21 protein-coding genes are annotated in these 21,345 nt (G+C 62.7%); 11 read left to right on the top strand and 10 right to left on the bottom strand.

Features of this window, described 5'->3' with window-relative positions; translation table 11 throughout:
• Nucleotides 1-253: 253 nt before the first annotated feature.
• From hisB to hisF, 5 genes are read left to right on the top strand one after another with little or no spacing between them, the layout of a single operon-like run.
• Entirely contained in the window at nucleotides 254-847 is a 594-nt protein-coding gene (hisB, locus tag TZ03_RS01820; protein WP_028635305.1) for an imidazoleglycerol-phosphate dehydratase HisB, read from the top strand.
• Complete coding sequence (hisH, locus tag TZ03_RS01815) at nucleotides 848-1,486, top strand: imidazole glycerol phosphate synthase subunit HisH (protein WP_051095464.1); 639 nt, start codon at nucleotides 848-850, stop codon at nucleotides 1,484-1,486.
• The gene (locus tag TZ03_RS01810) at nucleotides 1,487-1,747 is read left to right on the top strand and encodes a DUF2164 domain-containing protein (protein WP_051095463.1); all 261 of its coding nucleotides are present in this window, start codon (nucleotides 1,487-1,489) and stop codon (nucleotides 1,745-1,747) included.
• A 27-nt stretch (nucleotides 1,748-1,774) separates the two neighbouring features.
• On the top strand, nucleotides 1,775-2,512 hold the full coding sequence (gene hisA / locus TZ03_RS01805) for a 1-(5-phosphoribosyl)-5-[(5-phosphoribosylamino)methylideneamino]imidazole-4-carboxamide isomerase (RefSeq protein WP_003257484.1): 738 nt from the start codon (nucleotides 1,775-1,777) through the stop codon (nucleotides 2,510-2,512).
• Between the two features lie 10 nt (nucleotides 2,513-2,522).
• Nucleotides 2,523-3,293 (top strand): imidazole glycerol phosphate synthase subunit HisF, encoded by a 771-nt coding sequence (gene hisF, locus TZ03_RS01800; protein WP_051095462.1) that lies wholly within the window; start codon nucleotides 2,523-2,525, stop codon nucleotides 3,291-3,293.
• A gap of 122 nt (nucleotides 3,294-3,415) precedes the next feature.
• On the opposite strand, the gene choV is transcribed toward hisF, so the two are convergent.
• From choV to choX (TZ03_RS01785), 3 genes are all read right to left on the bottom strand, one after another.
• A complete protein-coding gene (choV, locus tag TZ03_RS01795; RefSeq protein ID WP_051095461.1) occupies nucleotides 3,416-4,594 on the bottom strand; it encodes a choline ABC transporter ATP-binding protein in 1,179 nt (392 codons plus the stop codon).
• Complete coding sequence (gene choW, locus TZ03_RS01790; protein ID WP_177328419.1) at nucleotides 4,591-5,439, bottom strand: choline ABC transporter permease subunit; 849 nt, start codon at nucleotides 5,437-5,439, stop codon at nucleotides 4,591-4,593. The genes choV and choW overlap by 4 nt, the downstream gene beginning before the upstream one ends.
• 81 nt (nucleotides 5,440-5,520) lie before the next feature.
• Nucleotides 5,521-6,468: a choline ABC transporter substrate-binding protein gene (gene choX / locus TZ03_RS01785; protein ID WP_051095459.1), complete on the bottom strand. Its 948-nt coding sequence runs from the start codon at nucleotides 6,466-6,468 to the stop codon at nucleotides 5,521-5,523.
• 442 nt (nucleotides 6,469-6,910) lie between these two features.
• Here choX (TZ03_RS01785) and TZ03_RS01780 point away from each other — a divergent pair, with 442 nt between their 5' ends.
• Both TZ03_RS01780 and TZ03_RS01775 read left to right on the top strand, forming a co-directional pair.
• Nucleotides 6,911-8,287, top strand: a complete 1,377-nt coding sequence (locus TZ03_RS01780) for an L-serine ammonia-lyase (protein ID WP_051095458.1) — start codon at nucleotides 6,911-6,913, stop codon at nucleotides 8,285-8,287.
• Between the two features lie 512 nt (nucleotides 8,288-8,799).
• Nucleotides 8,800-9,906 carry a GlxA family transcriptional regulator gene (locus TZ03_RS01775; protein WP_051095457.1) on the top strand — a complete coding sequence of 369 codons (1,107 nt, stop codon included), beginning with the start codon at nucleotides 8,800-8,802 and terminating at the stop codon, nucleotides 9,904-9,906.
• A gap of 102 nt (nucleotides 9,907-10,008) precedes the next feature.
• Here the strand turns inward: TZ03_RS01775 and TZ03_RS01770 are convergent, their stop codons facing one another.
• The 5 genes from TZ03_RS01770 to choX (TZ03_RS01750) all read right to left on the bottom strand — a co-directional run bounded on the left by TZ03_RS01770 (nucleotide 10,009) and on the right by choX (TZ03_RS01750) (nucleotide 14,208).
• The gene (locus tag TZ03_RS01770) at nucleotides 10,009-10,266 is read right to left on the bottom strand and encodes a hypothetical protein (protein ID WP_051095456.1); all 258 of its coding nucleotides are present in this window, start codon (nucleotides 10,264-10,266) and stop codon (nucleotides 10,009-10,011) included.
• Between the two features lie 372 nt (nucleotides 10,267-10,638).
• Nucleotides 10,639-11,115 (bottom strand): thioesterase family protein, encoded by a 477-nt coding sequence (locus TZ03_RS01765; RefSeq protein WP_051095455.1) that lies wholly within the window; start codon nucleotides 11,113-11,115, stop codon nucleotides 10,639-10,641.
• 10 nt (nucleotides 11,116-11,125) lie between these two features.
• Nucleotides 11,126-12,091 carry an L-carnitine dehydrogenase gene (locus tag TZ03_RS01760; protein ID WP_051095454.1) on the bottom strand — a complete coding sequence of 322 codons (966 nt, stop codon included), beginning with the start codon at nucleotides 12,089-12,091 and terminating at the stop codon, nucleotides 11,126-11,128.
• 165 nt (nucleotides 12,092-12,256) lie between these two features.
• Nucleotides 12,257-13,141 carry a 3-keto-5-aminohexanoate cleavage protein gene (locus TZ03_RS01755; protein ID WP_051095453.1) on the bottom strand — a complete coding sequence of 295 codons (885 nt, stop codon included), beginning with the start codon at nucleotides 13,139-13,141 and terminating at the stop codon, nucleotides 12,257-12,259.
• A gap of 122 nt (nucleotides 13,142-13,263) precedes the next feature.
• A complete protein-coding gene (gene choX / locus TZ03_RS01750; protein WP_051095452.1) occupies nucleotides 13,264-14,208 on the bottom strand; it encodes a choline ABC transporter substrate-binding protein in 945 nt (314 codons plus the stop codon).
• Nucleotides 14,209-14,355: 147 nt separating this feature from the next.
• Between choX (TZ03_RS01750) and TZ03_RS01745 the strand changes: the two genes are divergently transcribed.
• The gene (locus TZ03_RS01745; RefSeq protein ID WP_051095451.1) at nucleotides 14,356-15,300 is read left to right on the top strand and encodes a GlxA family transcriptional regulator; all 945 of its coding nucleotides are present in this window, start codon (nucleotides 14,356-14,358) and stop codon (nucleotides 15,298-15,300) included.
• Nucleotides 15,301-15,427: 127 nt separating this feature from the next.
• On the opposite strand, the gene TZ03_RS01740 is transcribed toward TZ03_RS01745, so the two are convergent.
• Together TZ03_RS01740 and TZ03_RS27935 are read right to left on the bottom strand one after the other, a co-directional pair.
• Complete coding sequence (locus tag TZ03_RS01740; RefSeq protein ID WP_051095450.1) at nucleotides 15,428-15,829, bottom strand: lysozyme inhibitor LprI family protein; 402 nt, start codon at nucleotides 15,827-15,829, stop codon at nucleotides 15,428-15,430.
• 104 nt (nucleotides 15,830-15,933) lie between these two features.
• Entirely contained in the window at nucleotides 15,934-17,367 is a 1,434-nt protein-coding gene (locus tag TZ03_RS27935) for a metallophosphoesterase family protein (protein WP_160297735.1), read from the bottom strand.
• Between the two features lie 281 nt (nucleotides 17,368-17,648).
• Between TZ03_RS27935 and TZ03_RS01730 the strand changes: the two genes are divergently transcribed.
• The 3 genes from TZ03_RS01730 to dgcA all read left to right on the top strand — a co-directional run bounded on the left by TZ03_RS01730 (nucleotide 17,649) and on the right by dgcA (nucleotide 21,310).
• On the top strand, nucleotides 17,649-18,626 hold the full coding sequence (locus tag TZ03_RS01730) for a dipeptidase (protein WP_009404077.1): 978 nt from the start codon (nucleotides 17,649-17,651) through the stop codon (nucleotides 18,624-18,626).
• 77 nt (nucleotides 18,627-18,703) lie between these two features.
• On the top strand, nucleotides 18,704-19,234 hold the full coding sequence (locus TZ03_RS01725) for a DUF5943 domain-containing protein (RefSeq protein ID WP_012316656.1): 531 nt from the start codon (nucleotides 18,704-18,706) through the stop codon (nucleotides 19,232-19,234).
• Nucleotides 19,235-19,249: 15 nt separating this feature from the next.
• Nucleotides 19,250-21,310 (top strand): dimethylglycine demethylation protein DgcA, encoded by a 2,061-nt coding sequence (dgcA, locus tag TZ03_RS01720; protein ID WP_051095449.1) that lies wholly within the window; start codon nucleotides 19,250-19,252, stop codon nucleotides 21,308-21,310.
• The last annotated feature ends 35 nt before the right edge of the window (nucleotides 21,311-21,345 follow it).

Genomic DNA, 21,345 nt, shown 5'->3' with positions numbered 1-21,345 from the left:
CGTCTTGCGCCCCTTTTGTGTTTGTAGGAGCGGGCTTGCCCGCGAAGAAGGCGACGCGGTACATGGCACCGGCGTTGCCGGTGTTCGCGGGCAAGCCCGCTCCTACAACGAAGGATACCCGTGGTTGTATAGACCTGTAGCGGCATCCGGCCCCGTAATTGCTTGCCTTGCCATATGTCATCCGCGTTTCAAGCCGGCGCGTTCTGGGCCTATAATGGAACCCTTTTCGCCCAATGATTTTGCGGAGCTGGTGATGGTCGAACGTAAGGCTTCCGTCGAGCGCAATACCCTGGAAACCCAGGTCAAGTGCTCGATCAACCTCGATGGCAGTGGCAAGGCCCGATTCGATATCGGTGTGCCTTTCCTTGAACACATGCTGGACCAGATCGCCCGCCATGGGCTGATCGATCTGGATATCGAGTGCAAGGGCGACCTGCATATCGACGATCACCATACCGTCGAAGACGTCGGTATCACCCTGGGCATGGCGTTCGCCCAGGCCATCGGTGACAAGAAGGGCATCTTCCGCTACGGCCACGCCTACGTGCCGCTGGACGAAGCGCTGTCGCGCGTGGTCATCGACTTCTCCGGTCGCCCGGGCCTGCAGATGCACGTGCCATACACCCGCGCCAGCGTCGGTGGCTTCGACGTCGACCTGTTCCAGGAGTTCTTCCAGGGCTTCGTCAACCACGCCCTGGTAACCCTGCACATCGACAACCTGCGTGGCCACAACACCCACCACCAGATCGAAACCGTGTTCAAGGCTTTCGGCCGCGCCCTGCGCATGGCCATCACCCTCGACGAGCGCATGGCCGGGCAGATGCCTTCCACCAAAGGGTGCCTGTAAATGCAGACGGTAGCCGTAATCGACTATGGCATGGGCAACCTGCACTCGGTGGCCAAGGCGCTTGAGCATGTGGGGGCCGGCAAGGTGCTGGTCACCAGCGACGCCGCAGTGATCCGCGAGGCCGACCGTGTGGTGTTCCCGGGCGTGGGCGCCATTCGCGACTGCATGGCCGAAATCCGCCGCCTGGGCTTCGACAGCCTGGTGCGCGAAGTGAGCCAGGACCGCCCGTTCCTCGGCATCTGCGTAGGCATGCAGGCGCTGCTCGAGCACAGCGAAGAGAACGACGGTGTCGATTGCATCGGGCTGTTCCCCGGCCAGGTGCGCTTCTTCGGCAAAGACCTGCAAGAAGACGGCGAACACCTGAAGGTGCCGCACATGGGCTGGAACGAAGTCGGCCAGACCATCGATCACCCGCTGTGGCACGACATCCCCGACCGTGCGCGTTTCTACTTCGTGCACAGCTACTACATCAATGCCGGCAAGCCGGGCCAGGTGGTTGGCCGTGGCCATTACGGTGTCGATTTCGCCGCCGCGCTGGCCGATGGCTCGCGCTTTGCCGTGCAGTTCCACCCGGAGAAGAGCCATACCCATGGCCTGCAACTGCTGCAGAACTTCGTCGCCTGGGACGGGCGCTGGTAAATGAGCAGGTCGAAGACCAAGGCCCCGGTCATCACCCTAGCCCCTGAGCAGGAGCGCGAAGCGCTCGATACGCTCAAGCGTTTCCTCGAAGACCGTTTCGAGCTGGAGCTGGGGTCGTTCGAGGTGGCCGAGGTCCTTGACCTGTTCAGCAAAGAAATTGCACCCCATTACTACAACAGGGCGATTGCCGATGTTCAGCTGCACCTCAAGGAGCGGTTCGAGAGCATCGAAAGCGATCTGTGGGCGCTCGAAAAGCCCTGAAACCCCAAGAACAGACAGGTTCCCAAGATGCTGATTATCCCCGCTATCGATCTGAAGGACGGTGCCTGCGTGCGCCTGCGCCAGGGCCGTATGGAAGACTCCACGGTATTCTCCGACGACCCGGTGAGCATGGCCGCCAAGTGGGTTGAGGGTGGCTGCCGCCGCCTGCACCTGGTCGACCTCAACGGAGCCTTCGAAGGCCAGCCGGTCAACGGTGAAGTGGTCACTGCCATTGCCAAGCGCTACCCGACCCTGCCGATCCAGATCGGCGGTGGCATCCGCTCGCTGGAAACCATCGAGCACTACGTCAAGGCTGGCGTCAGCTACGTGATCATCGGCACCAAGGCAGTCAAGCAGCCGGAGTTTGTCGCCGAAGCGTGCAAGGCCTTCCCGGGCAAGGTCATCGTTGGCCTGGACGCCAAGGACGGCTTCGTCGCCACCGACGGCTGGGCCGAAGTCAGCTCGGTGCAGGTCATCGACCTGGCCAAGCGTTTCGAGGCCGATGGCGTCTCGGCGATCGTCTACACCGACATCGCCAAGGACGGCATGATGCAGGGCTGCAACGTGCCGTTCACCAAGGCGCTGGCAGAAGCCACCTCGATCCCGGTGATCGCCTCGGGCGGCATCCACAACCTGGGCGACATCAAGGCCCTGCTGGACGCCAAGGCCCCCGGCATCATCGGCGCCATCACCGGCCGTGCCATCTACGAAGGCACCCTCGATGTCGCCGAGGCCCAGGCCTTCTGCGACAACTACCAAGGCTGAGGACTGAACCATGGCACTGGCCAAGCGCATCATCCCTTGCCTGGACGTGGACAACGGCCGGGTGGTCAAGGGCGTCAAGTTCGAGAACATTCGTGATGCCGGCGACCCGGTGGAAATCGCCCGTCGCTACGACGAGCAAGGTGCCGACGAAATCACCTTCCTCGACATCACCGCCAGCGTCGATGGCCGCGACACCACCCTGCATACCGTCGAGCGCATGGCCAGCCAGGTGTTCATCCCGCTGACCGTCGGCGGTGGCGTGCGCACCGTGCAGGACATTCGCAACCTGCTCAACGCCGGTGCCGACAAGGTCTCGATCAACACTGCCGCGGTGTTCAACCCGGAGTTCGTCGGCGAGGCCGCGGACCGTTTCGGTTCGCAGTGCATCGTCGTGGCCATCGACGCCAAGAAAGTGTCGGGGCCGGGCGAAGAACCGCGCTGGGAGATCTTCACCCACGGCGGGCGCAAACCGACCGGGCTGGATGCGGTGGAGTGGGCGAAGAAGATGGAAGGCCTGGGGGCTGGCGAGATTTTGCTCACCAGCATGGACCAGGACGGGATGAAGAACGGTTTCGACCTCGGTGTTACCCGTGCCATCAGTGATGCGCTGGGTATTCCGGTGATCGCCTCGGGAGGTGTGGGTAACCTGCAGCACCTGGCTGACGGCATTCTGGAAGGGCATGCCAGTGCGGTGCTGGCGGCCAGTATCTTCCACTTTGGCGAGTACACGGTGCCGGAGGCCAAGGCCTACATGGCTGCCCGCGGAATCGTCGTTCGCTGAAACATTGATTGGGGCTGCTTTGCAGCCCTTCGCGGGCACGCCCGCTCCCACAGGGTACGGCGTACGCTATCTCTGTGGGAGCGGGCGTGCCCGCGATGGGCCGCAACGCGGCCCCAATGGCCTCACCCGTGGTTCTTGCCCAGCAGCGCGTGATAAAGCTCGCTGTCTCCAAGAATCCCCACCACCTTGTCGTTCTCCTGCAGCACCAGTTTGTTGCCGGTCTGGTAACGAATCTGCAGGGCGTCACGCATGCCGATGTCCGCATGCACCAGGGTCGGCTTGCGGCCCAGCCCTTCCACCGACTGCCCCGGCGCCCAGTTCTGCATCTCCAGCCCGTTCTGCCCCTGGCGTGCGCGCTTGATCGAGTTGCCTTCGCCCAGGTCCAGCCACGAATCGCCACCCGGGTCCAGGCACACCGAGCCATTGACCCGCTTGCAGTTGTCCAGGCTGCGCATCAGGCTGCGCCCGCACAGCACGTTCAGCGGGTTGGTGTGGGCGACGAAGGTACGCACGTACTCGTCGGCCGGGTTGAGCACGATCTCTTCCGGCTTGCTGTACTGGATGATCCGCCCGTCCTTCATGATGGCGATGCGGCTACCCAGTTTCAGCGCCTCGTCCAGGTCGTGGCTGACGAACACGATGGTTTTGCTCAGCTTGGCTTGCAGGCCCAGCAGTTCGTCCTGCAGGCCCTGGCGGATCAGCGGGTCGAGGGCCGAGAACGGTTCGTCCATCAGCAGGATGTCGGCATCCATCGCCAGCGCCCGGGCCAGGCCCACGCGCTGCTGCATGCCGCCGGAGAGTTCGTCCGGCTTCTTGTTGCGCCATTGGGTCAGGCCCACCAGTTCGAGCTTTTCGTCGACCAGCTTGCGCCGTTCCTTTTCCGGGCGGCCCTGCATTTCCAGGCCAAAGCTGATGTTCTCGCGCACCGTCAACCAGGGCATCAGGGCGAACTTCTGGAATACCATGGCAATGCGCTTGGTGCGCATCATCTTCAGCTCGGCCGGGGTGCAGTGGGCAATGTCGATGTGCTTGCCTTCGTGCTCGACGAACAGCTTGCCGCGGCTGACGGTGTTGAGGCCGTTGATGCAGCGCAACAGGCTCGACTTGCCCGAACCGGACAGGCCCATCAGTACGCAGATCTCGCCCTTCTGGATATCCAGGTTGGCCTTCTCGACGCCGACCACCAGGCCGGTCTGCTTGAGGATCTGCTCGCGGGTCTTGCCCTGGTCGAGCAGCGCCAGCGCCTCGCGCGGCTTGCTGGAGAAGATGACGTCGACGTCTTCGAAACGAATGATGCTCATGCTTCACCCCTTACCGTGACTTCCGGTTGCTTGCAGATACGGTCGAGCATGATCGCCAGCAGCACGATCGCCAGGCCCGCTTCGAAGCCCAGGGAGATATCAGCGGTGTTCAGTGCGTTGACCACAGGTTTGCCCAGGCCGTCAGCGCCGACCAGGGCGGCGATCACCACCATCGACAGCGACAGCATGATGCACTGGGTTACGCCGGCGGCGATGCTTGGCATCGCGTGCGGCAGTTCGATACGGGTGAGCAACTGGCGCCGCGAGCAGCCAAAGGCCTTGCCGGCGTCCATCAGCTCCTGCGGGACGTCGCAGATGCCCAGGTAGGTGAGGCGGATAGGTGCGGCGATGGCGAACACCACCGTCGAGATCAGCCCCGGCACCACACCCAGACCGAACAGGGTCAGGGTGGGGATCAGGTAGACGAAGGTAGGTACCGTCTGCATCAGGTCGAGTACCGGGCGCATGGCGGTATAGAACATCGGTTTGTGCGCGGCGACGATGCCCAGCGGCACGCCGATGGCCACGCACACCACGGTGGCGAAGGTGACTTGCGCCAGGGTTTCCATGGTTTCCTGCCAGTAACCCAGGTTGAGGATCAGCAGGAACGACAGGGCAACGAACGCGGTCAGCGACCATTTGCGCTGGATCAGGTGCGCCAGGGCGGCGAACAGGGCGATGAGGACGAACGGGTTGAACCAGGTCAGGGCACTGGTGACGCCATGGATCATGAACTCCAGGCCTTGCGCGATGGCGTCGAAGTAATTCGCGCCGTTCTGGGTCAGCCACTCGACGAACGACGCGATGTACTGGCCCAGGGGTATTTTCTGATCGATAAGCATGATAGCGAGCTTCCACCTGCATAGATTGAAATCAACCCGGGGCAGGCACGGTCCTGCCCCGAGGTAGCGCTATTGCGTATTTCGTTATTGCGTCAGCTTGGCCTTGGCCGCCTCCAGCCCGGGTTTGCCATCCACGGTGGTAACGCCGGCCAGCCAGGCATCCAGCTTGCCAGGGTTGTCCTTGAGCCACTTCTTGGCGGCTGCCTCGGGTTTCATCTTGTCGTCCAGGACATAGCCCATCATGGTGCTTTCATCCTTGAGCTCGAACGACAGGTTCTTCAACAGCTGGCCAACGTTGCTGCACTCCTGCACATAGCCCTTGCGGGTGTTGGTCAACACGGTCGCCTTGCCGAAATCGGGGCCGAAGAACTCGTCCCCGCCGGTCAGGTACTGCATCTTGAAGCGGGTGTTCATCGGGTGCGGTTCCCAACCCAGGAACACCAGCGCCTCGCCGCGCTTCTGCGCGCGGTCGACCTGCGACAGCATGCCGGCCTCGCTGGACTGGACGATCTTGAAGCCGGCGTCCTTCAGGCCGAAGGCGTTCTTGTCGATCATGCTCTGGATGGTGCGGTTGCCGTCGTTGCCGGGCTCGATGCCGTAGATCTTGCTGCCCAGCTCCTTCTTGAATTTGGGAATGTCGCTGAAATCCTTCAGGCCCTTGTCATACAGCGCCTGGGGTACGGCCAAGGTGTACTTGGCGTTTTCCAGGTTGGCGCGCACGGTCTCGACCGTGCCGGCGTCACGGTACTGCTTGATGTCGTTCTCCATGGTCGGCATCCAGTTGCCGAGAAACACGTCCAGGTCCTTGCCGGTGGCCAGCGACTTGTAGGTCACCGGTACCGAGATCATGGTGGTGTGGGTCTTGTAACCCAGTGCTTCGAGCACAACGCTGGTGGTCGCGGTAGTGACCGTGATGTCGGTCCAGCCGACATCGGAGAAACGTACTGTCTGGCACTGCTCGGGCTCGGCGGCCTGGGCCAGCAACGGCGCGGACAGCAACGCAACCAACAACAGCGAGGGTGAACCTTTCATGGATGGACTCCTGTGATTTTGTCTTCGGGTTCGCGTGGGTCGCCGGGCGTTCTGAAGGTCCGGTCGACCAGGCCTGCAGAGGGCAGGATGCGTGGCCGTGCTTTACGAGTCGCTTTCGATAATCCTCCAGCGCCGGGCAATCGCCTACTGGTGGGGTCGTAACCAGTACGGAACGGGTCGCATCCAGTATGGGCGATGTCGTTTATGGATTTTTCCACCCGCTCAGCCGCATTTTTGCGTCACCAGGCCGCCGTAAAACGGCGTGCAGAGAGCAAAAAACAGTGCGGCGCTGCTGGACAAAAGTACGTCGGTTGCAGACGGCGAGGGGGGCGACAAAAGCCTGATGATGCGTGCATTCAAGGCGGCTCGCTGTTTCAGCCTAGCAGTTGCCCCGCCCTGCGCATGGCGCGCAGAGACAAGCCCAGCAAGAGGTGATTCGACAATGGCCATCAGCGTGTTCGACCTGTTCAAGATCGGTGTCGGGCCCTCCAGTTCCCACACCGTCGGCCCCATGCGTGCTGGCGCCCTGTTCGTCCAGGGCCTGCGCGAACGTGGCGAGCTGCAGCGTGTGAAGCGGGTCGAAGTGCGCCTGTACGGCTCGCTGTCGGCCACTGGCGTCGGTCACGGCACCGACAACGCCACCATCATGGGCCTGATGGGCGAGTGGCCTGACGCCATCGACCCGACCCAGATCGTGCCGCGTATCGCCGACCTGCGTGAAACCAACACCCTGCAGCTGGACAACCGCCTGCCCATCGAATTTATCTGGGCCCGCGACATGCTGCTGCTGGACGAGAACTTGCCCTACCACCCCAACGCCATGACCCTGATCGCCGAGGGCGAGCAGGGCGAGCTGCACCGCGACACCTACTACTCGGTGGGTGGCGGCTTCGTGGTCGATGCCGCCCAGGCCGCCAGCGGCGTGCTGGATGCCGACCAGACGGTGCTGCCGTACGACTTCAACAGCGCCGCCGAACTGCTGCGCCTGTGCAAGCAAAACGACCTCAGCGTGTCGCAATTGATGATGGCCAACGAAAAGGTCTGGCGCAGCGAGGAAGAGATCCGCGCCGGTCTGCACAAGCTTTGGGAGGCGATGCAGGAATGCGTCAACAACGGCCTCAAGTACGAAGGCACGCTGCCCGGTGGGCTGAATGTGCGCCGCCGCGCCGCCAAGCTGCACCGTAGCCTGCAGGAAATTGGCAAGCCCAACGTGATCGGCTCGACCATGAGCGCCATGGAGTGGGTCAACCTGTTCGCCCTGGCGGTCAACGAAGAGAACGCCGCCGGCGGGCGCATGGTCACCGCGCCCACCAATGGCGCGGCTGGCATCATCCCGGCGGTGCTGCACTACTACATGCGTTTCAGCGATGCGGTGGACGAGTCCAGCGTGGTCGACTTCTTCCTCGGTGCTGCCGCAGTGGGCATCCTGTGCAAGAAGAACGCGTCGATTTCTGGTGCCGAAGTCGGTTGCCAGGGGGAAGTCGGCTCGGCCTGCGCCATGGCCGCAGCGGGCCTCGCCGAGGTACTCGGCGCCACCCCGCCGCAGGTGGAGAACGCCGCTGAAATTGCCCTGGAACACAACCTTGGCCTGACCTGCGACCCGGTCGGCGGGTTGGTGCAGGTGCCGTGCATCGAGCGCAACGCGATTGCCGCGGTAAAGGCCATCAACGCGGTGCAGATGGCCCTGCGCGGTGACGGCGAGCACTTCATTTCCCTCGACCAGGTGATCCGCACCATGCGCGACACCGGGGCCGACATGCACGACAAGTACAAAGAGACCTCGCGCGGTGGCCTGGCGGTCAGCGCAATCGAATGTTGATAGCTTGATTTGACTTCAAGGGCCTCTTCGCGGGCTCGCCCGCTCCCACATGTACTGCATTGCTCTCAAGGGCGGTGCGGTACCTGTGGGAGCGGGCGAGCCCGCGAAGGGGCCCTTGAGATTGATGCAGGTGCAACTCAACCACCAATGCTCCCTTATGGTGCAACGCGACGCCTACCGATCGTCGGATGTCGCTATCAGTGTGGGCGTTGTCGGTGACACTCAAGAGTGTCGTTTCTGGGCAACCTACACTGCGCGTGTCACCAAATTGCTCAGCCGTTACACGCACGGCGCCTAGCACGCCCGTTTTGCCAAGATTGGCCAATTCGATCAAAGCACCTGATTTGCCGAACGAAGGCGTCGTTTTCAGGTTTTTTTGGATAGCCGTTCAATTTCAGGCACGGCGTTTGCGTTGAGATTGGCAAACAAGCCCCTGCACACGAAACCGGGGCAATAACAAGAATCAGTGCCCGCCTGAGGCACACCCTGCATTTGTGTGAGGAGAAATCGCGATGACGTCGTACACCTCCGGGAATCCAACCCAGAACCGCACAGCTCCCCAGTCCATCGGGTTTCTTCTATTGGACAACTTCACCCTGATTTCCCTGGCATCGGCCGTCGAGCCGCTGCGCATGGCCAACCAGCTGTCCGGCCGCGAGCTGTACCGCTGGCACACCCTGACCATCGACGGTGGCCAGGTCTGGGCCAGCGATGGCCTGCAGATCACCCCCGACGCGGCCATGCACAGCGCCCCACCCATGGACACCGTGATCGTCTGCGGTGGCGTCGGCATCCAGCGCACCGTTACCCGTGAACACGTCACCTGGCTGCAGGCCCAGGCGCGCCAGTCGCGTCGGCTTGGCGCGGTCTGCACCGGCAGTTGGGCACTGGCCTGCGCGGGCTTGCTCGACGGCTTCGATTGCAGCGTGCACTGGGAATGCCTGGCGGCCATGCAGGAAGCCTACCCGCGGGTCAACATGAGCACCCGCCTGTTCACCCTCGACCGCAACCGCTTCACCAGCTCTGGCGGCACCGCGCCGCTGGACATGATGCTGCACCTGATCAGCCGCGACCACGGCCGCGAACTGTCGGCGGCGATCTCGGAAATGTTCGTCTACGAGCGCATTCGCAACGAGCAGGACCACCAGCGTGTGCCGCTCAAGCACATGCTCGGCACCAACCAGCCGAAGCTGCAGGAGATCGTCGCGCTGATGGAGGCCAACCTGGAAGAGCCGATCGACCTCGATGAGTTGGCAGTGTATGTGTCGGTGTCGCGACGCCAGCTCGAGCGCTTGTTCCAGAAGTACCTGCACTGCTCGCCGTCGCGTTACTACCTGAAGCTGCGCCTGATCCGCGCCCGGCAGTTGTTGAAGCAGACGCCAATGTCGATCATCGAAGTGGCGTCGGTGTGCGGCTTCGTGTCCACCCCGCACTTCTCCAAGTGCTACCGCGAGTACTTCGGCATTCCGCCGCGTGACGAGCGCGTGGGCTCCAACACCACGCAGCAGGTGGCGATGATGCCGATCCCGCAGGCCATGACCCTGTCGCCGCACAGCGGCCCGCTGGGGGCCCTGAGCCAGGCGCGCAACGAGTCGACCTTTGCCAGTGTAAGGCTCTGAAACGGCACTGGCCCCTTCGCGGGTAAACCCGCTCCCACAGAGGAATCACATCCCCCTGTGGGAGCGGGTTTACCCGCGAAGAGGCCAGTACAGGAAAACCAGTCAGGCGCGCTTGTTGAACTGTGCCAGCGCCGGCAACAGTTGCTTGTCGATGGCCTGGCGCACCGCCGGCAGAATCGTCGCGCTACCGGTATACATCTGCTCCACCATCCCCTTCAGCGCCCGCGCATTGGGCTCGGTCAGCCCGCGCACCACCGCATCGCAGGCCTGCTCGGCACTGGCCCCGGCCGGAATGTCGAACCCGCGCGCGCGCAGGTGGCCTGCCAGGTCGTCCTGGTCAATCAAATCCGCATGCATCATGGCTGTTGTCCCTTTTATCGCTAAGAGAGTGCTGCTGTGATTTACGACCGATTCTGTGACGACCACGACATACCCGCAACAACAGAATGCCGGCATGGCTGCTTTGGCTAAGAACAGGTCGTTTACGGCTAAATCGAGCGCCTTTGAAGGCCGCACACTGAGGCCATTCACGGTACCTGAGGGTTTGGTCACCCTCGTTCATGCACAGTGGATGTTGCTCGCTCTTGGCCCCGGATGCTCACGGCTTTCCGGGGTTATTTTTTTCTAGCCGGAATACATGACCCTGTGGGAGCGGGCGTGCCCGCGAATGCGATGGTGGATTCACCGCCGCCTTCGCGGGCACGCCCGCTCCCACAGGTTATGTGCTTTTTCTTACTTCGCGGCAGGCAGGGCTATTACTCGGCCGACGAACTCGGCCGGCGGCAGGTCCTGCTGCCCATCCACCAGCTCCTGCAGCAAGCCGACACTGCGCTCACTGAACGGCGCCGACCTAGGCCCCGCCAGGTCCACATGCAACAGCATCTGCTCACTGGCCGCCAATGCCTCGTCGAACCCGGCCCGGTGCAGGCTGTGATAGACATGCAGGCGCTTGCGATCGAAGCCGATGATCTGTGTCTGCACCCACACCTCGCTGCCCAGCTTCACTTCGTGCAGGTAGTTGATGTGCGCCTCCAGGGTGAACAGAGAGTGGCCGCTTTGCCCACGGCTGTCGGCATCCAGGCCGATGCGCTCCATCAGCGCATCGGTGGCGTAGCTGAAAATCAATAAGTAGAAGGCATCGCGCAGGTGCCCGTTGTAGTCGACCCAGTCCTCCTGGACTGGGGTGCGGTAGGTGATCAGTGCGGGCATCGCGGTCTCCTCAGTCGCCGAAAGCCATGCCATGGCTGGCCTTGCTGGTTTTCACCGCTTCCAGCACCGCCAGCAGGGTGTCATCACGATAGCGCTCCAGTGCGGCGATGCTGCGTTCACCCAACTGCTCGGAAGTACCTTCGACCACGTCGTCGATCAACTTGTCGGTCAGCTCCGGTGCGGGCAGGTAGGTCCAGGGGAGTTTCAAGGCCGGGCCGAATTGCGACATGAAGTGGCGCATGCCTGCATCGCCACCGGCCAGGGTGTAGGTGAGGAACGTACCCATGAACGACCAGCGCAGGCCGGCACCGAAGCGGATGGCATCATCGATTTCACCGGTGCTAGCCACACCGTCGTTGACCAGGTGCAGGGCCTCGCGCCACAGCGCTTCGAGCAGGCGGTCGGCGATGAAACCGGGCACTTCCTTGCGCACATGCAGCGGGCGCATGCCGAGGGCGGTGTAGATGGTTTTGGCGGCTTCGATGGCTTCGGGCGCCGTGCGGTTACCACCGACGATCTCCACCAGTGGCAGCAGGTAGACCGGATTGAACGGGTGGCCGACCACGCAACGCTCGGGGTGGCTGGACGACTCGTAGAACTCGCTGGGCAGCAACCCCGAGGTGCTGGAGCCGATGATTGCATTCGGCTTGGCTGCGGCGCTGATCTTAGCGTGCAGGTCGAGCTTGAGGTCCAGGCGTTCGGGCGCGCTTTCCTGGATGAAGTCGGCGTCGCGTACGCATTCCTCGATGGTGGCCACGAATTTCAGGCGGGCCTGCGACGCACCTGGCGCCAGGCCTTGCTTTTCCAGTGCTGGCCAGGCGTTGGCGATGCGCTTGCGCAGGGCTTGTTCAGCGCCGGGGGCCGGGTCCCAGGCGACCACGTCCAGGCCATGGGCCAGGGCGCGGGCGACCCAGCCGCTGCCGATCACGCCGCTACCCAGGGCGGCGAAGGTCTTGATCTCGGTGATGAAGGGCATATCGAGTCCTCACGGCAAAACACAGTGATTAGGGTTGGCATCGATCCTGTGGGAGCGGGTTTACCCGCGAACACCGGCGAAGCCGGTGCCATACTCCGCGTTGCCTGCTTCGCGGGTGAACCCGCTCCCACAGGATCTCTGGTGCAGCTGCGATCGTTGAAGGGATCAGCGGCGTTTGAGGTTCATCTTTTCCCGGCCTTCGGCCGGGGTCAGCACACGGGCGCCCAGGCGCGAAATGATCTCTACCGCACGCTCGACCAATTGGCCGTTGCTGGCCAGCACGCCACGGTCCAGGTACAGGTTGTCTTCCAGTCCCACCCGCACGTTGCCGCCCAGCAGCACGGCTTGCGCCGCCATCGGCATCTGCATGCGGCCGATGCCGAAGCCAGCCCAGGTCACGTTGGCCGGCAGGTTGTCGACCATCGCCTTCATGGTGGTGGTATCGGCTGGAGCACCCCATGGAATGCCCAGGCACAGCTGGAACAGCGGGTCGTCGAGCAGGCCTTCTTTCATCATCTGCTTGGCGAACCACAGGTGGCCGGTGTCGAAGATTTCCAGCTCGGCTTTCACGCCCAGCTCGGTGATGCGCTTGGCGCCGGCACGCAGTTGCGCCGGGGTGGAGACGTATATCGAGTTGCCGTCGCCGAAGTTGAGGGTGCCGCAATCGAGCGTGCAGATTTCCGGCAGCAGCGCTTCGACATGGGCCAGGCGTTCCAGCGGGCCGATCAGGTCGGTGCCCGGGCCGAACTCCATGGGCGTTTCACCTGGGCCGATTTCCAGGTCGCCACCCATGCCGGCGGTGAGGTTGACGATGATGTCCACGTCGGCTTCGCGGATGCGCTCCATGACTTCGCGGTACAGCGCCACGTCACGGCTGAAACGGCCGGTTTGCGGGTCACGGACGTGGCAGTGGACCACGGTGGCGCCGGCCTTGGCGGCTTCGACGGCGGCTTCGGCGATTTGCTTGGGGGTAACGGGAACAAGGTGGCTTTTCGAGGCGGTGTCGCCAGCGCCGGTCAGGGCGCAGGTGATGATGACGTCATGGTTCATGGCGGGTTCCTTGTGGTGTTTGTGCTGGCCCTATCGCCGGCAAGCCAGCTCCCACAGGGGACCGTGATGGCCCTGGCCAAGGCGTATCCTGTGGGAGCGGGCGCGCCCGCGAAGAGGCCCTGTCAGTTGGCGGTAAGCTTGAGGTTTTCAGCAGCCGGCTTGCCATCGAAGGTGGTCACACCTTGCAGCCAGCGGGCCTTGTCCTCGGGGTGGTCCTTGAGCCACTGGCGGGCCGATTCCAGCGCATCCTTGTGCTCGAGCAGCGGCTGCATCATGCGGCTCTCGTCCTCGGCGCTGAAGTTCAGGTTGGCCAGCAGGCGGTGGGCGTTGGGGCAGCGTTCGGCGTAGTCTGGCGCGGTTACCGTCCACACCGTCGCCCGGCCTTCGTCAGGGCCCAGGGCGTCCTGGCTGTCGCCCAGGTAGACCATGTCGATGTTCACGTTCATCGGGTGTGGCGCCCAGCCGAAGAACACCACGGCTTGCTTGCGCCGCACCGCGCGGTCGACGGCGGCGAGCATGCCGGCTTCGCTGGACTCGACCAGCTGGAACTTGCCCAGGTCGAACTGGTTCTTGGCGATCATCGCCTTGATCTGGGTATTGGCACCGGAGCCAGGCTCGATACCGTAGATTTTCCCGCCCAGTTCCTTTTCGAACTTGTGGATATCGGCGAAGCTCTTCAAGCCCTTGTCGGCCAGGTACTTGGGCACTGCCAGGGTGGCGCGGGCATCTTCCAGGCTGGGCTTGTCGAGCACCTTTACCTGCCCGGCGTCGACGAAGGGGGTGATGGTCTGGGTCATGATCGGGTTCCAGTAACCCAGGAACATATCCAGGCGTTTGTCGCGGATGCCGGCGAAGATGATCTGCTGCGAAGCACTGGTCTGTTTGGTCTGGTAGCCCAGGCCATCGAGCAGCACCTGGGCCATGGCGCTGGTAGCGATGACGTCGGTCCAGTTGACCACGCCCAGGCGGACGTTCTTGCAGGCCGCGGGCTCGGCGGCGAATAGTGGGGAAGTGGCGATGCTGCTCAGGGCAAGGGTCAACAGGCTGCGGCGGATCAAGCTGTGCATGGTGGCTCTCCATCGGCAGGGCATTTTTTATTGGGTTCCAGCCTCTCTGGGCTGTGTGAACACGCTACGCTGCTGCAAGGGTGGAAAATCGCACTCTGGCGACCAAGATTTGCACGGAGGCGACCACCTTCAACCGTGGAGCATGCAATGCCGCAACTGATTCATTTCCTGTTGTTGCCGGGGTTCTCGGCAATGGGCTTTATCAGCGCACTGGAACCGCTGCGCGTGGCCAACCGTTTCAAGGAGCCGTCGTACCGCTGGCGCGTGCTCAGCCTGGATGGCGGGGCAGTGCAGGCGAGCAACGGCATGTCGGTGAATGCCGATGGCGCACTCGGGGAGGGCGAGCCGGGAGGTGTGCTGCTGATCGTAGCTGGCTTCGAACCGCTGGCCTGTTATGGCGCACGGCTGCAGCAGATGCTGCGCCGGCTCGACCATGAAGGGGTGATTCTCGGCGGCATCGACACCGGCCCGGTGGTGCTGGCTGAAGCCGGCTTGCTCGACGGATACCGCGCAACCTTGCACTGGGAAGCGCTGGATGCGTTCAAGGAGCGCTATCCACGTTTGCAGGTAACCCAGGAGTTGTTCGAGATCGACCGGCGACGTATCACCTGTGCGGGGGGCACCGCGTCGATCGACCTGATGCTCGACCTGATTGCCCAGGCCCATGGCAGCGAGCTGGCGGTGCAGGTGTCCGAGCAGTTCGTGCTCGGGCGCATCCGCCCGCGTCAGGACCACCAGCGCATGCAGATCGCCAGCCGGTACGGCCTCAGCAACAAGAAGCTGGTGAAGGTGATCGGCGAGATGGAGCGCAATATCGAGCAGCCGCTCAATACCCAGGTGCTGGCCGATGCGGTGCAGGTGACCCGGCGGCAGTTGGAGCGACTGTTCCGTTTGCATCTGGACGACACGCCCAGTGGGTTCTATTTGCGGCTGCGCCTGGACAAGGCACGGCAGCTGCTGCGCCAGACTGACATGAGTGTGCTGGAAGTGGGCGTGGCGTGCGGGTTCGAGTCGGCTTCGTACTTTACCCGTTGCTACCGGGCGCGGTATCAGCGTTGCCCGCGGGAGGACCGCCTGGTGAGGGCCGTCTGAGGTCCTCCTGTACTGGCCTCATCGCCGGCAAGCCAGCTCCCACAGGTACCCCACAGTACTCAAGCCTTGTGCAGTACCTGTGGGAGCTGGCTTGCCGGCGATGAGGCCAGTGCAGGAAAGCGAGTCTTCATTGTTGCCCAATGGACTGCAAATACTCCGAACGATCATCACTGCGCTGCGCCACGCAGGTATCCCACGCCGCCTGGAACGCCTTGCTGCCGGGCTTCTCGGCATAGGTCTCGACCTTGCAATCGGCATCGCGCAACTGCGCCCAAAGCTTCTCCGCCGCCTCCATGCGCCCGACCAGCGCGCTGGCCTGGTCGCCATCGTCGGCATACTGGTCGCGGATGCGCTGGGTCAGGTCGTCATATGCCGCTTTCAGCTCGCGTTCGGCGGTCTGCTTGTTGAAGGCAGCGCAGGCATAGGTCTGCTGGTCGGTCTCGACGTTGTCGCACGGGGTGCTTTCTTCCTCGCCGGCCTGGGCGCCCGATACGACGGCCAGCAGTACCAGCCATGCCATTGATTTCATCCGTTTTCTCCTCAACAGGCTGACGAATGGTCGAGATTCTCGCTCAGCGTTGGCCGTTGCGGTAGCTACCTGACGAAATGTTCATCCAGCGGCCGGTGGCGGTGTCAGGGCTTTGAATACACCAGCCGGTCGACATGACCATTCATTGGGTAGCCCCTGATCGTGCGCTGCATGCCTGGTGGTAATTGCGGTTGCAGATCGAAGTTGGCCGTTTCGAATGCGCGGGTCAGGCTGCCATTGAAACAACGATTACGCGAGCCATCGGCCTTTTCGAAGCACAGGCGCTGGCCGGCAGGGAGTGGCGAGACCTTGGCGGATTTGGGGCTGAAGGAGCACACCGCCTGGGTGTTCAGGTTCACGCTTTGCGGGCTCTTGAGGGTGACCTCGCAACGCGAGCCGGTGAACGTGGCGTTGGCGTACAGCGTGACCTTTACCGGCGAGTCGGGCTTGCGTTCGAGGTCGACCACCCGTGTTGCAGGCGGGGTGCGACCCAGTGCCACCGGTACTACGTGCATCTTGTAGGTCGACCAATCGAATGTCACGCGCAGGTAGCTCTCGGCCAACATCGCGCCCGTCTGGAACACCGGCACCTTGCCGATGGTACCCGCCGCGCCCAACTGGTTATGCAGGTGGCCGGCGAATACCGCCACGACCTTATGCTGTTCGAGCAACTTGCGGAACCGATCGTCGCGCACTGCTGTGTCCTGCCATCCGCTACGCTTGTGCAGATTGACGATGACGTGTTGCCCTCGTTCGCTGGCGGTTTTCAGGTCGCGCTCCAGCCAGTCCATCGCCGAGGTGATGGAGAAACGTGCCTTCTTGTTATGAGCGAATCCGCCCCCGGTCTCGAAGTGACGGGTATAGGTGGGTTCTAGGTGCAATTGCACGACACGCACGCGCCCGACATCCACCGAGTAGGCGAACGAACCGCGATGGGTTCTCTTCGAATTGTCCCAGCGGTAGTCGAAAGAGGCCGGAGAGAGGGTCTTCACCCACATGAGCATGTCGCACACCGAGTCTCGTGCGCAGCCATTGTTGCTGCAGTCGCCGACGTTCTGGTCGTAATCGTGGTTACCCATGCCGGGTAGCATCAGCGGGCCGGGGCGGCTGGCGTTAGCTTGCTTCATCTTACGCTGCATCGCTTTGCGTTCGTTGCTGTGGCCAAACTCTGTCAGGTCGCCATTGATGATCAACGGCACGTAATAGGATGCCTGGCGATCCGTGCGTATCTGCTCGGTGATCCGGTCAATGTTGCCATACCATTGAGTGGAGTTGATTTTTTCCGCATAAGGGCTGCGCTGCGTCATGGCGCGAAATGGCTGTGGGTCCGACGCGAGGATGAATTTTTGCTGGTTGTTGGGGTAGTCGGCAATGTCTTGCCAGCCTGGGCGGATGTAGTCTTTGAAGCTATCGGTGTAGGTCGCTTCGCAGCCTACATTTTGTGCTTGCGCTTGCGGGGTGCTCAACAGCACGGCGGCGAATGCCAAGCCAAGCAGCCGGGGCATGACGTTTAGGCGTGATGAACCGTGGTGAAACATGGTGACGCTCCAATTACGTGATAGGAGCCGCCACCCTAGAACCTGCCCATGGGCTTGGTAACTCGCACATCTTTTAGGAGGAAAGGCTTCCCACGCGCTGCCTGGGAAGCCTTTGCCGGTGGATTTGGCAGGGCCAACCGCAGCGCTTGCGCACGTTTGACGCTTTCGGCAAACCCCCTGTCGTTTTTGCATCGGGGCGCCTCGGGGCACAGGCATATGCTGGCCTCAAAGCGCCGGCAGAAGGTTTGGCGCGACCCAACTCTATAAAAGGGGACAGCCTGATGAGCCCAGCCGAATTACACGCCGACAGCATCGTCATCGATGGCCTGATCATTGCCAAATGGAACCGCGAGCTGTTCGAAGACATGCGCAAAGGCGGGCTGACTGCGGCCAACTGCACGGTGTCGGTCTGGGAAGGTTTCAAGGCGACCGTCGACCAGATCGCCGCCAGCCAGAAACTGATCCGCGAAAACAGTGACCTGGTGATGCCGGTGCGTACCACCGCCGACATCCGCAAGGCCAAGGAACTGGGCAAGACCGGCATCCTCTTCGGCTTCCAGAACGCCCACGCCTTCGAAGACCAGATCGCCTACGTCGACGTGTTCAAGCAGCTGGGCGTGGGTATCGTGCAGATGTGCTACAACACCCAGAACCTGGTGGGCACCGGCTGCTACGAGCGTGACGGCGGTCTGTCGGGCTTCGGCCGCGAGATCGTCGCCGAAATGAACCGTGTCGGCATCATGTGCGACCTGTCCCACGTCGGCTCCAAGACTTCCGAAGAAGTCATCCTCGAATCGAAAAAGCCGGTGTGCTACTCGCACTGCCTGCCCTCGGGCCTGAAAGAGCACCCGCGCAACAAGTCGGACGAAGAGCTGAAGTTCATCGCCGATCACGGCGGTTTCGTTGGCGTCACCATGTTCGCGCCGTTCCTGGCCAAGGGCATCGACTCGACCATCGACGACTACGCCGAGGCCATCGAGTACACCATGAACATCGTCGGTGAAGACGCCATCGGTATCGGTACCGACTTCACCCAGGGCCACGGCCAGGACTTCTTCGAGTACCTGACCCACGACAAGGGCTACGCCCGTCGCCTGACCAACTTCGGCAAGATCATCAACCCGCTGGGCATCCGCACCGTGGGCGAGTTCCCCAACCTCACCGAAACCTTGCTCAAGCGCGGCCACTCCGAGCGCGTGGTGCGCAAGATCATGGGCGAGAACTGGGTGAACGTGCTCAAGGACGTGTGGGGCGAGTAAGCCGCTCTCCAAGCCTGAAAGCCCCTGCCAGCAACGCCGGGGCATCCCAATAAAAAATTTTATGGAGTTGAGTTTCCATGGCCAAGATCGCCCCGCAATTGCCAATCGAAGTCGACAGCGAGACCGGTGTCTGGACCAGCGACGCCTTGCCGATGCTGTACGTGCCGCGCCATTTCTTCGTCAACAACCACATGGGCATCGAGGAAGTGCTGGGCGCCGACGCCTACGCCGAGATCCTCTACAAGGCCGGCTACAAGTCCGCCTGGCACTGGTGTGAAAAAGAAGCCGAGTGCCATGGCCTGGAAGGCGTGGCGGTGTTCGAGCACTACATGAAGCGCTTGAGCCAGCGTGGCTGGGGCCTGTTCGAAATCCAGGACATCGACCTCGACAAAGGCACTTGCAGCGTCAAGCTCAAGCACTCGGCGTTCGTGTACGTCTATGGCAAGTGCGGCCGCAAGGTCGACTACATGTTCACCGGCTGGTTCGCCGGCGCCATGGACCAGATTCTCGCTGCCCGCGGCAGCTCGATCCGCACTGTGGCCGAACAGGTCTACGGCGGTTCGGAAGAAGGCCACGAAGATGGCCTGTTCGTTACAAAGCCGTTGTAAGCCGGAGATAGCGTCATGGCATTCGAAGCAATGTTCCAGCCGATCCAGATCGGCAAACTGACCATCCGCAACCGTGTGCTCAGCACCGCGCACGCCGAGGTCTACGCCACTGACGGCGGCATGACGACCGATCGCTACGTGAAGTACTACGAAGAAAAGGCCAAGGGCGGCATCGGCCTGGCGATCTGCGGCGGCTCGTCGGTGGTGGCCATCGACAGCCCGCAGGAATGGTGGGCATCGGTCAACCTCTCCACCGACCGCATCATCCCGCACTTCCAGAACCTGGCCGACGCCATGCACAAGCATGGCGCCAAGATCATGATCCAGATTACCCACATGGGCCGTCGCTCGCGCTGGGACGGCTTCAACTGGCCGACCCTGATGTCGCCGTCGGGTATCCGTGAACCGGTGCACCGCGCCACCTGCAAGACCATCGAGGTGGAAGAGATCTGGCGGGTGATCGGCAATTACGCGCAAGCTGCCCGCCGCGCCAAAGAGGGCGGCCTGGACGGCGTCGAGCTGTCGGCGGTGCACCAGCACATGATCGACCAGTTCTGGAGCCCGCGGGTCAACAAACGTACCGACGAATGGGGCGGCACCTTCGAGGGCCGCATGAAGTTCGGTCTGGAAGTGCTGAAAGCCGTGCGCGCCGAGGTCGGTGACGACTTCTGCGTGGGCATGCGTATCTGTGGCGACGAGTTCCACCCCGATGGCCTCAGCCACGAGGACATGAAGCAGATCGCCGCCTACTACGACGCCACCGGCATGCTCGACTTCATCGGCGTGGTCGGCTCGGGTTGCGACACCCACAACACCCTGGCCAACGTCATCCCCAACATGAGCTACCCGCCGGAGCCGTTCCTGCACCTGGCGGCCGGCATCAAGGAAGTGGTCAAGGTCCCGGTGCTGCACGCGCAGAACATCAAGGACCCGAACCAGGCCACGCGCATCCTCGAGGGCGGCTACGTGGACATGGTCGGCATGACCCGTGCGCACATGGCCGATCCGCACCTGATCGCCAAGATCAAGATGGGCCAGATCGACCAGATCAAGCAGTGCGTCGGTGCCAACTACTGCATCGACCGCCAGTACCAGGGCCTGGATGTGCTGTGCATCCAGAACGCCGCCACCTCCCGTGAATACATGGGCGTGCCGCACATCATCGAGAAGACCACCGGCGTCAAGCGCAAGGTGGTGGTGGTAGGTGCTGGCCCGGCCGGCATGGAAGCGGCCCGCGTGGCTGCCGAACGCGGCCACGATGTGACCCTGTTCGAGAAGAAGGACCAGATAGGCGGGCAGATCACCATCGCTGCCAAGGCGCCGCAGCGTGACCAGATTGCCGGTATCACCCGCTGGTACCAGCTGGAGCTGGCGCGTCTGAAGGTCGACCTGCGCCTGGGTACCGCTGCCGACGTGGCGACCATCCAGGACCTGCGCCCGGATGTGATCGTGCTGGCCGTGGGCGGGCATTCGTTCCTCGAGCAGAACGAGCACTGGGGCGCCGCCGAAGGGCTGGTGGTCAGCAGCTGGGACGTGCTCGACGGCAAGGTTGCACCGGGCAAGAACGTGCTGGTGTACGACACCATCTGCGAGTTCACCGGCATGTCGGTGGCCGACTTCATCGCCGACAAGGGCAGCCAGGTCGAGATCGTCACCGACGACATCAAGCCGGGCGTGGCCATGGGTGGTACCACCTTCCCGACCTACTACCGCAGCATGTACCCCAAAGAAGTGATCATGACCGGCGACATGATGCTGGAAAAGGTCTACCGCGAAGGCGACAAGCTGGTGGCGGTGCTGGAGAACGAGTACACCGGCGCCAAGGAAGAGCGCGTGGTCGACCAGGTGGTAGTGGAGAACGGCGTGCGCCCTGACGAGGAGCTGTACTACGCCCTGAAGGAAGGTTCGCGCAACCAAGGCCAGATCGACGTGGAGGCGCTGTTCGCCATCAAGCCACAGCCGATCCTCAGCCAGCCGGGCGAAGGCTACCTGCTGTACCGCATCGGCGACTGCGTGGCCCAGCGCAACGTGCATGCGGCGATCTACGACGCCTTGCGCCTGTGCAAGGACTTTTGATCGCACTGTCGGCACACACCGGCCCCTGTGGGAGC

Origin of the sequence: Pseudomonas sp. 10-1B, assembly GCF_000935045.1 — a bacterium.
Taxonomy (GTDB): domain Bacteria; phylum Pseudomonadota; class Gammaproteobacteria; order Pseudomonadales; family Pseudomonadaceae; genus Aquipseudomonas.
The sequence above is the reverse complement of the archived record's forward strand: the minus strand, read 5'-3'. Positions and strand labels throughout refer to the sequence as shown.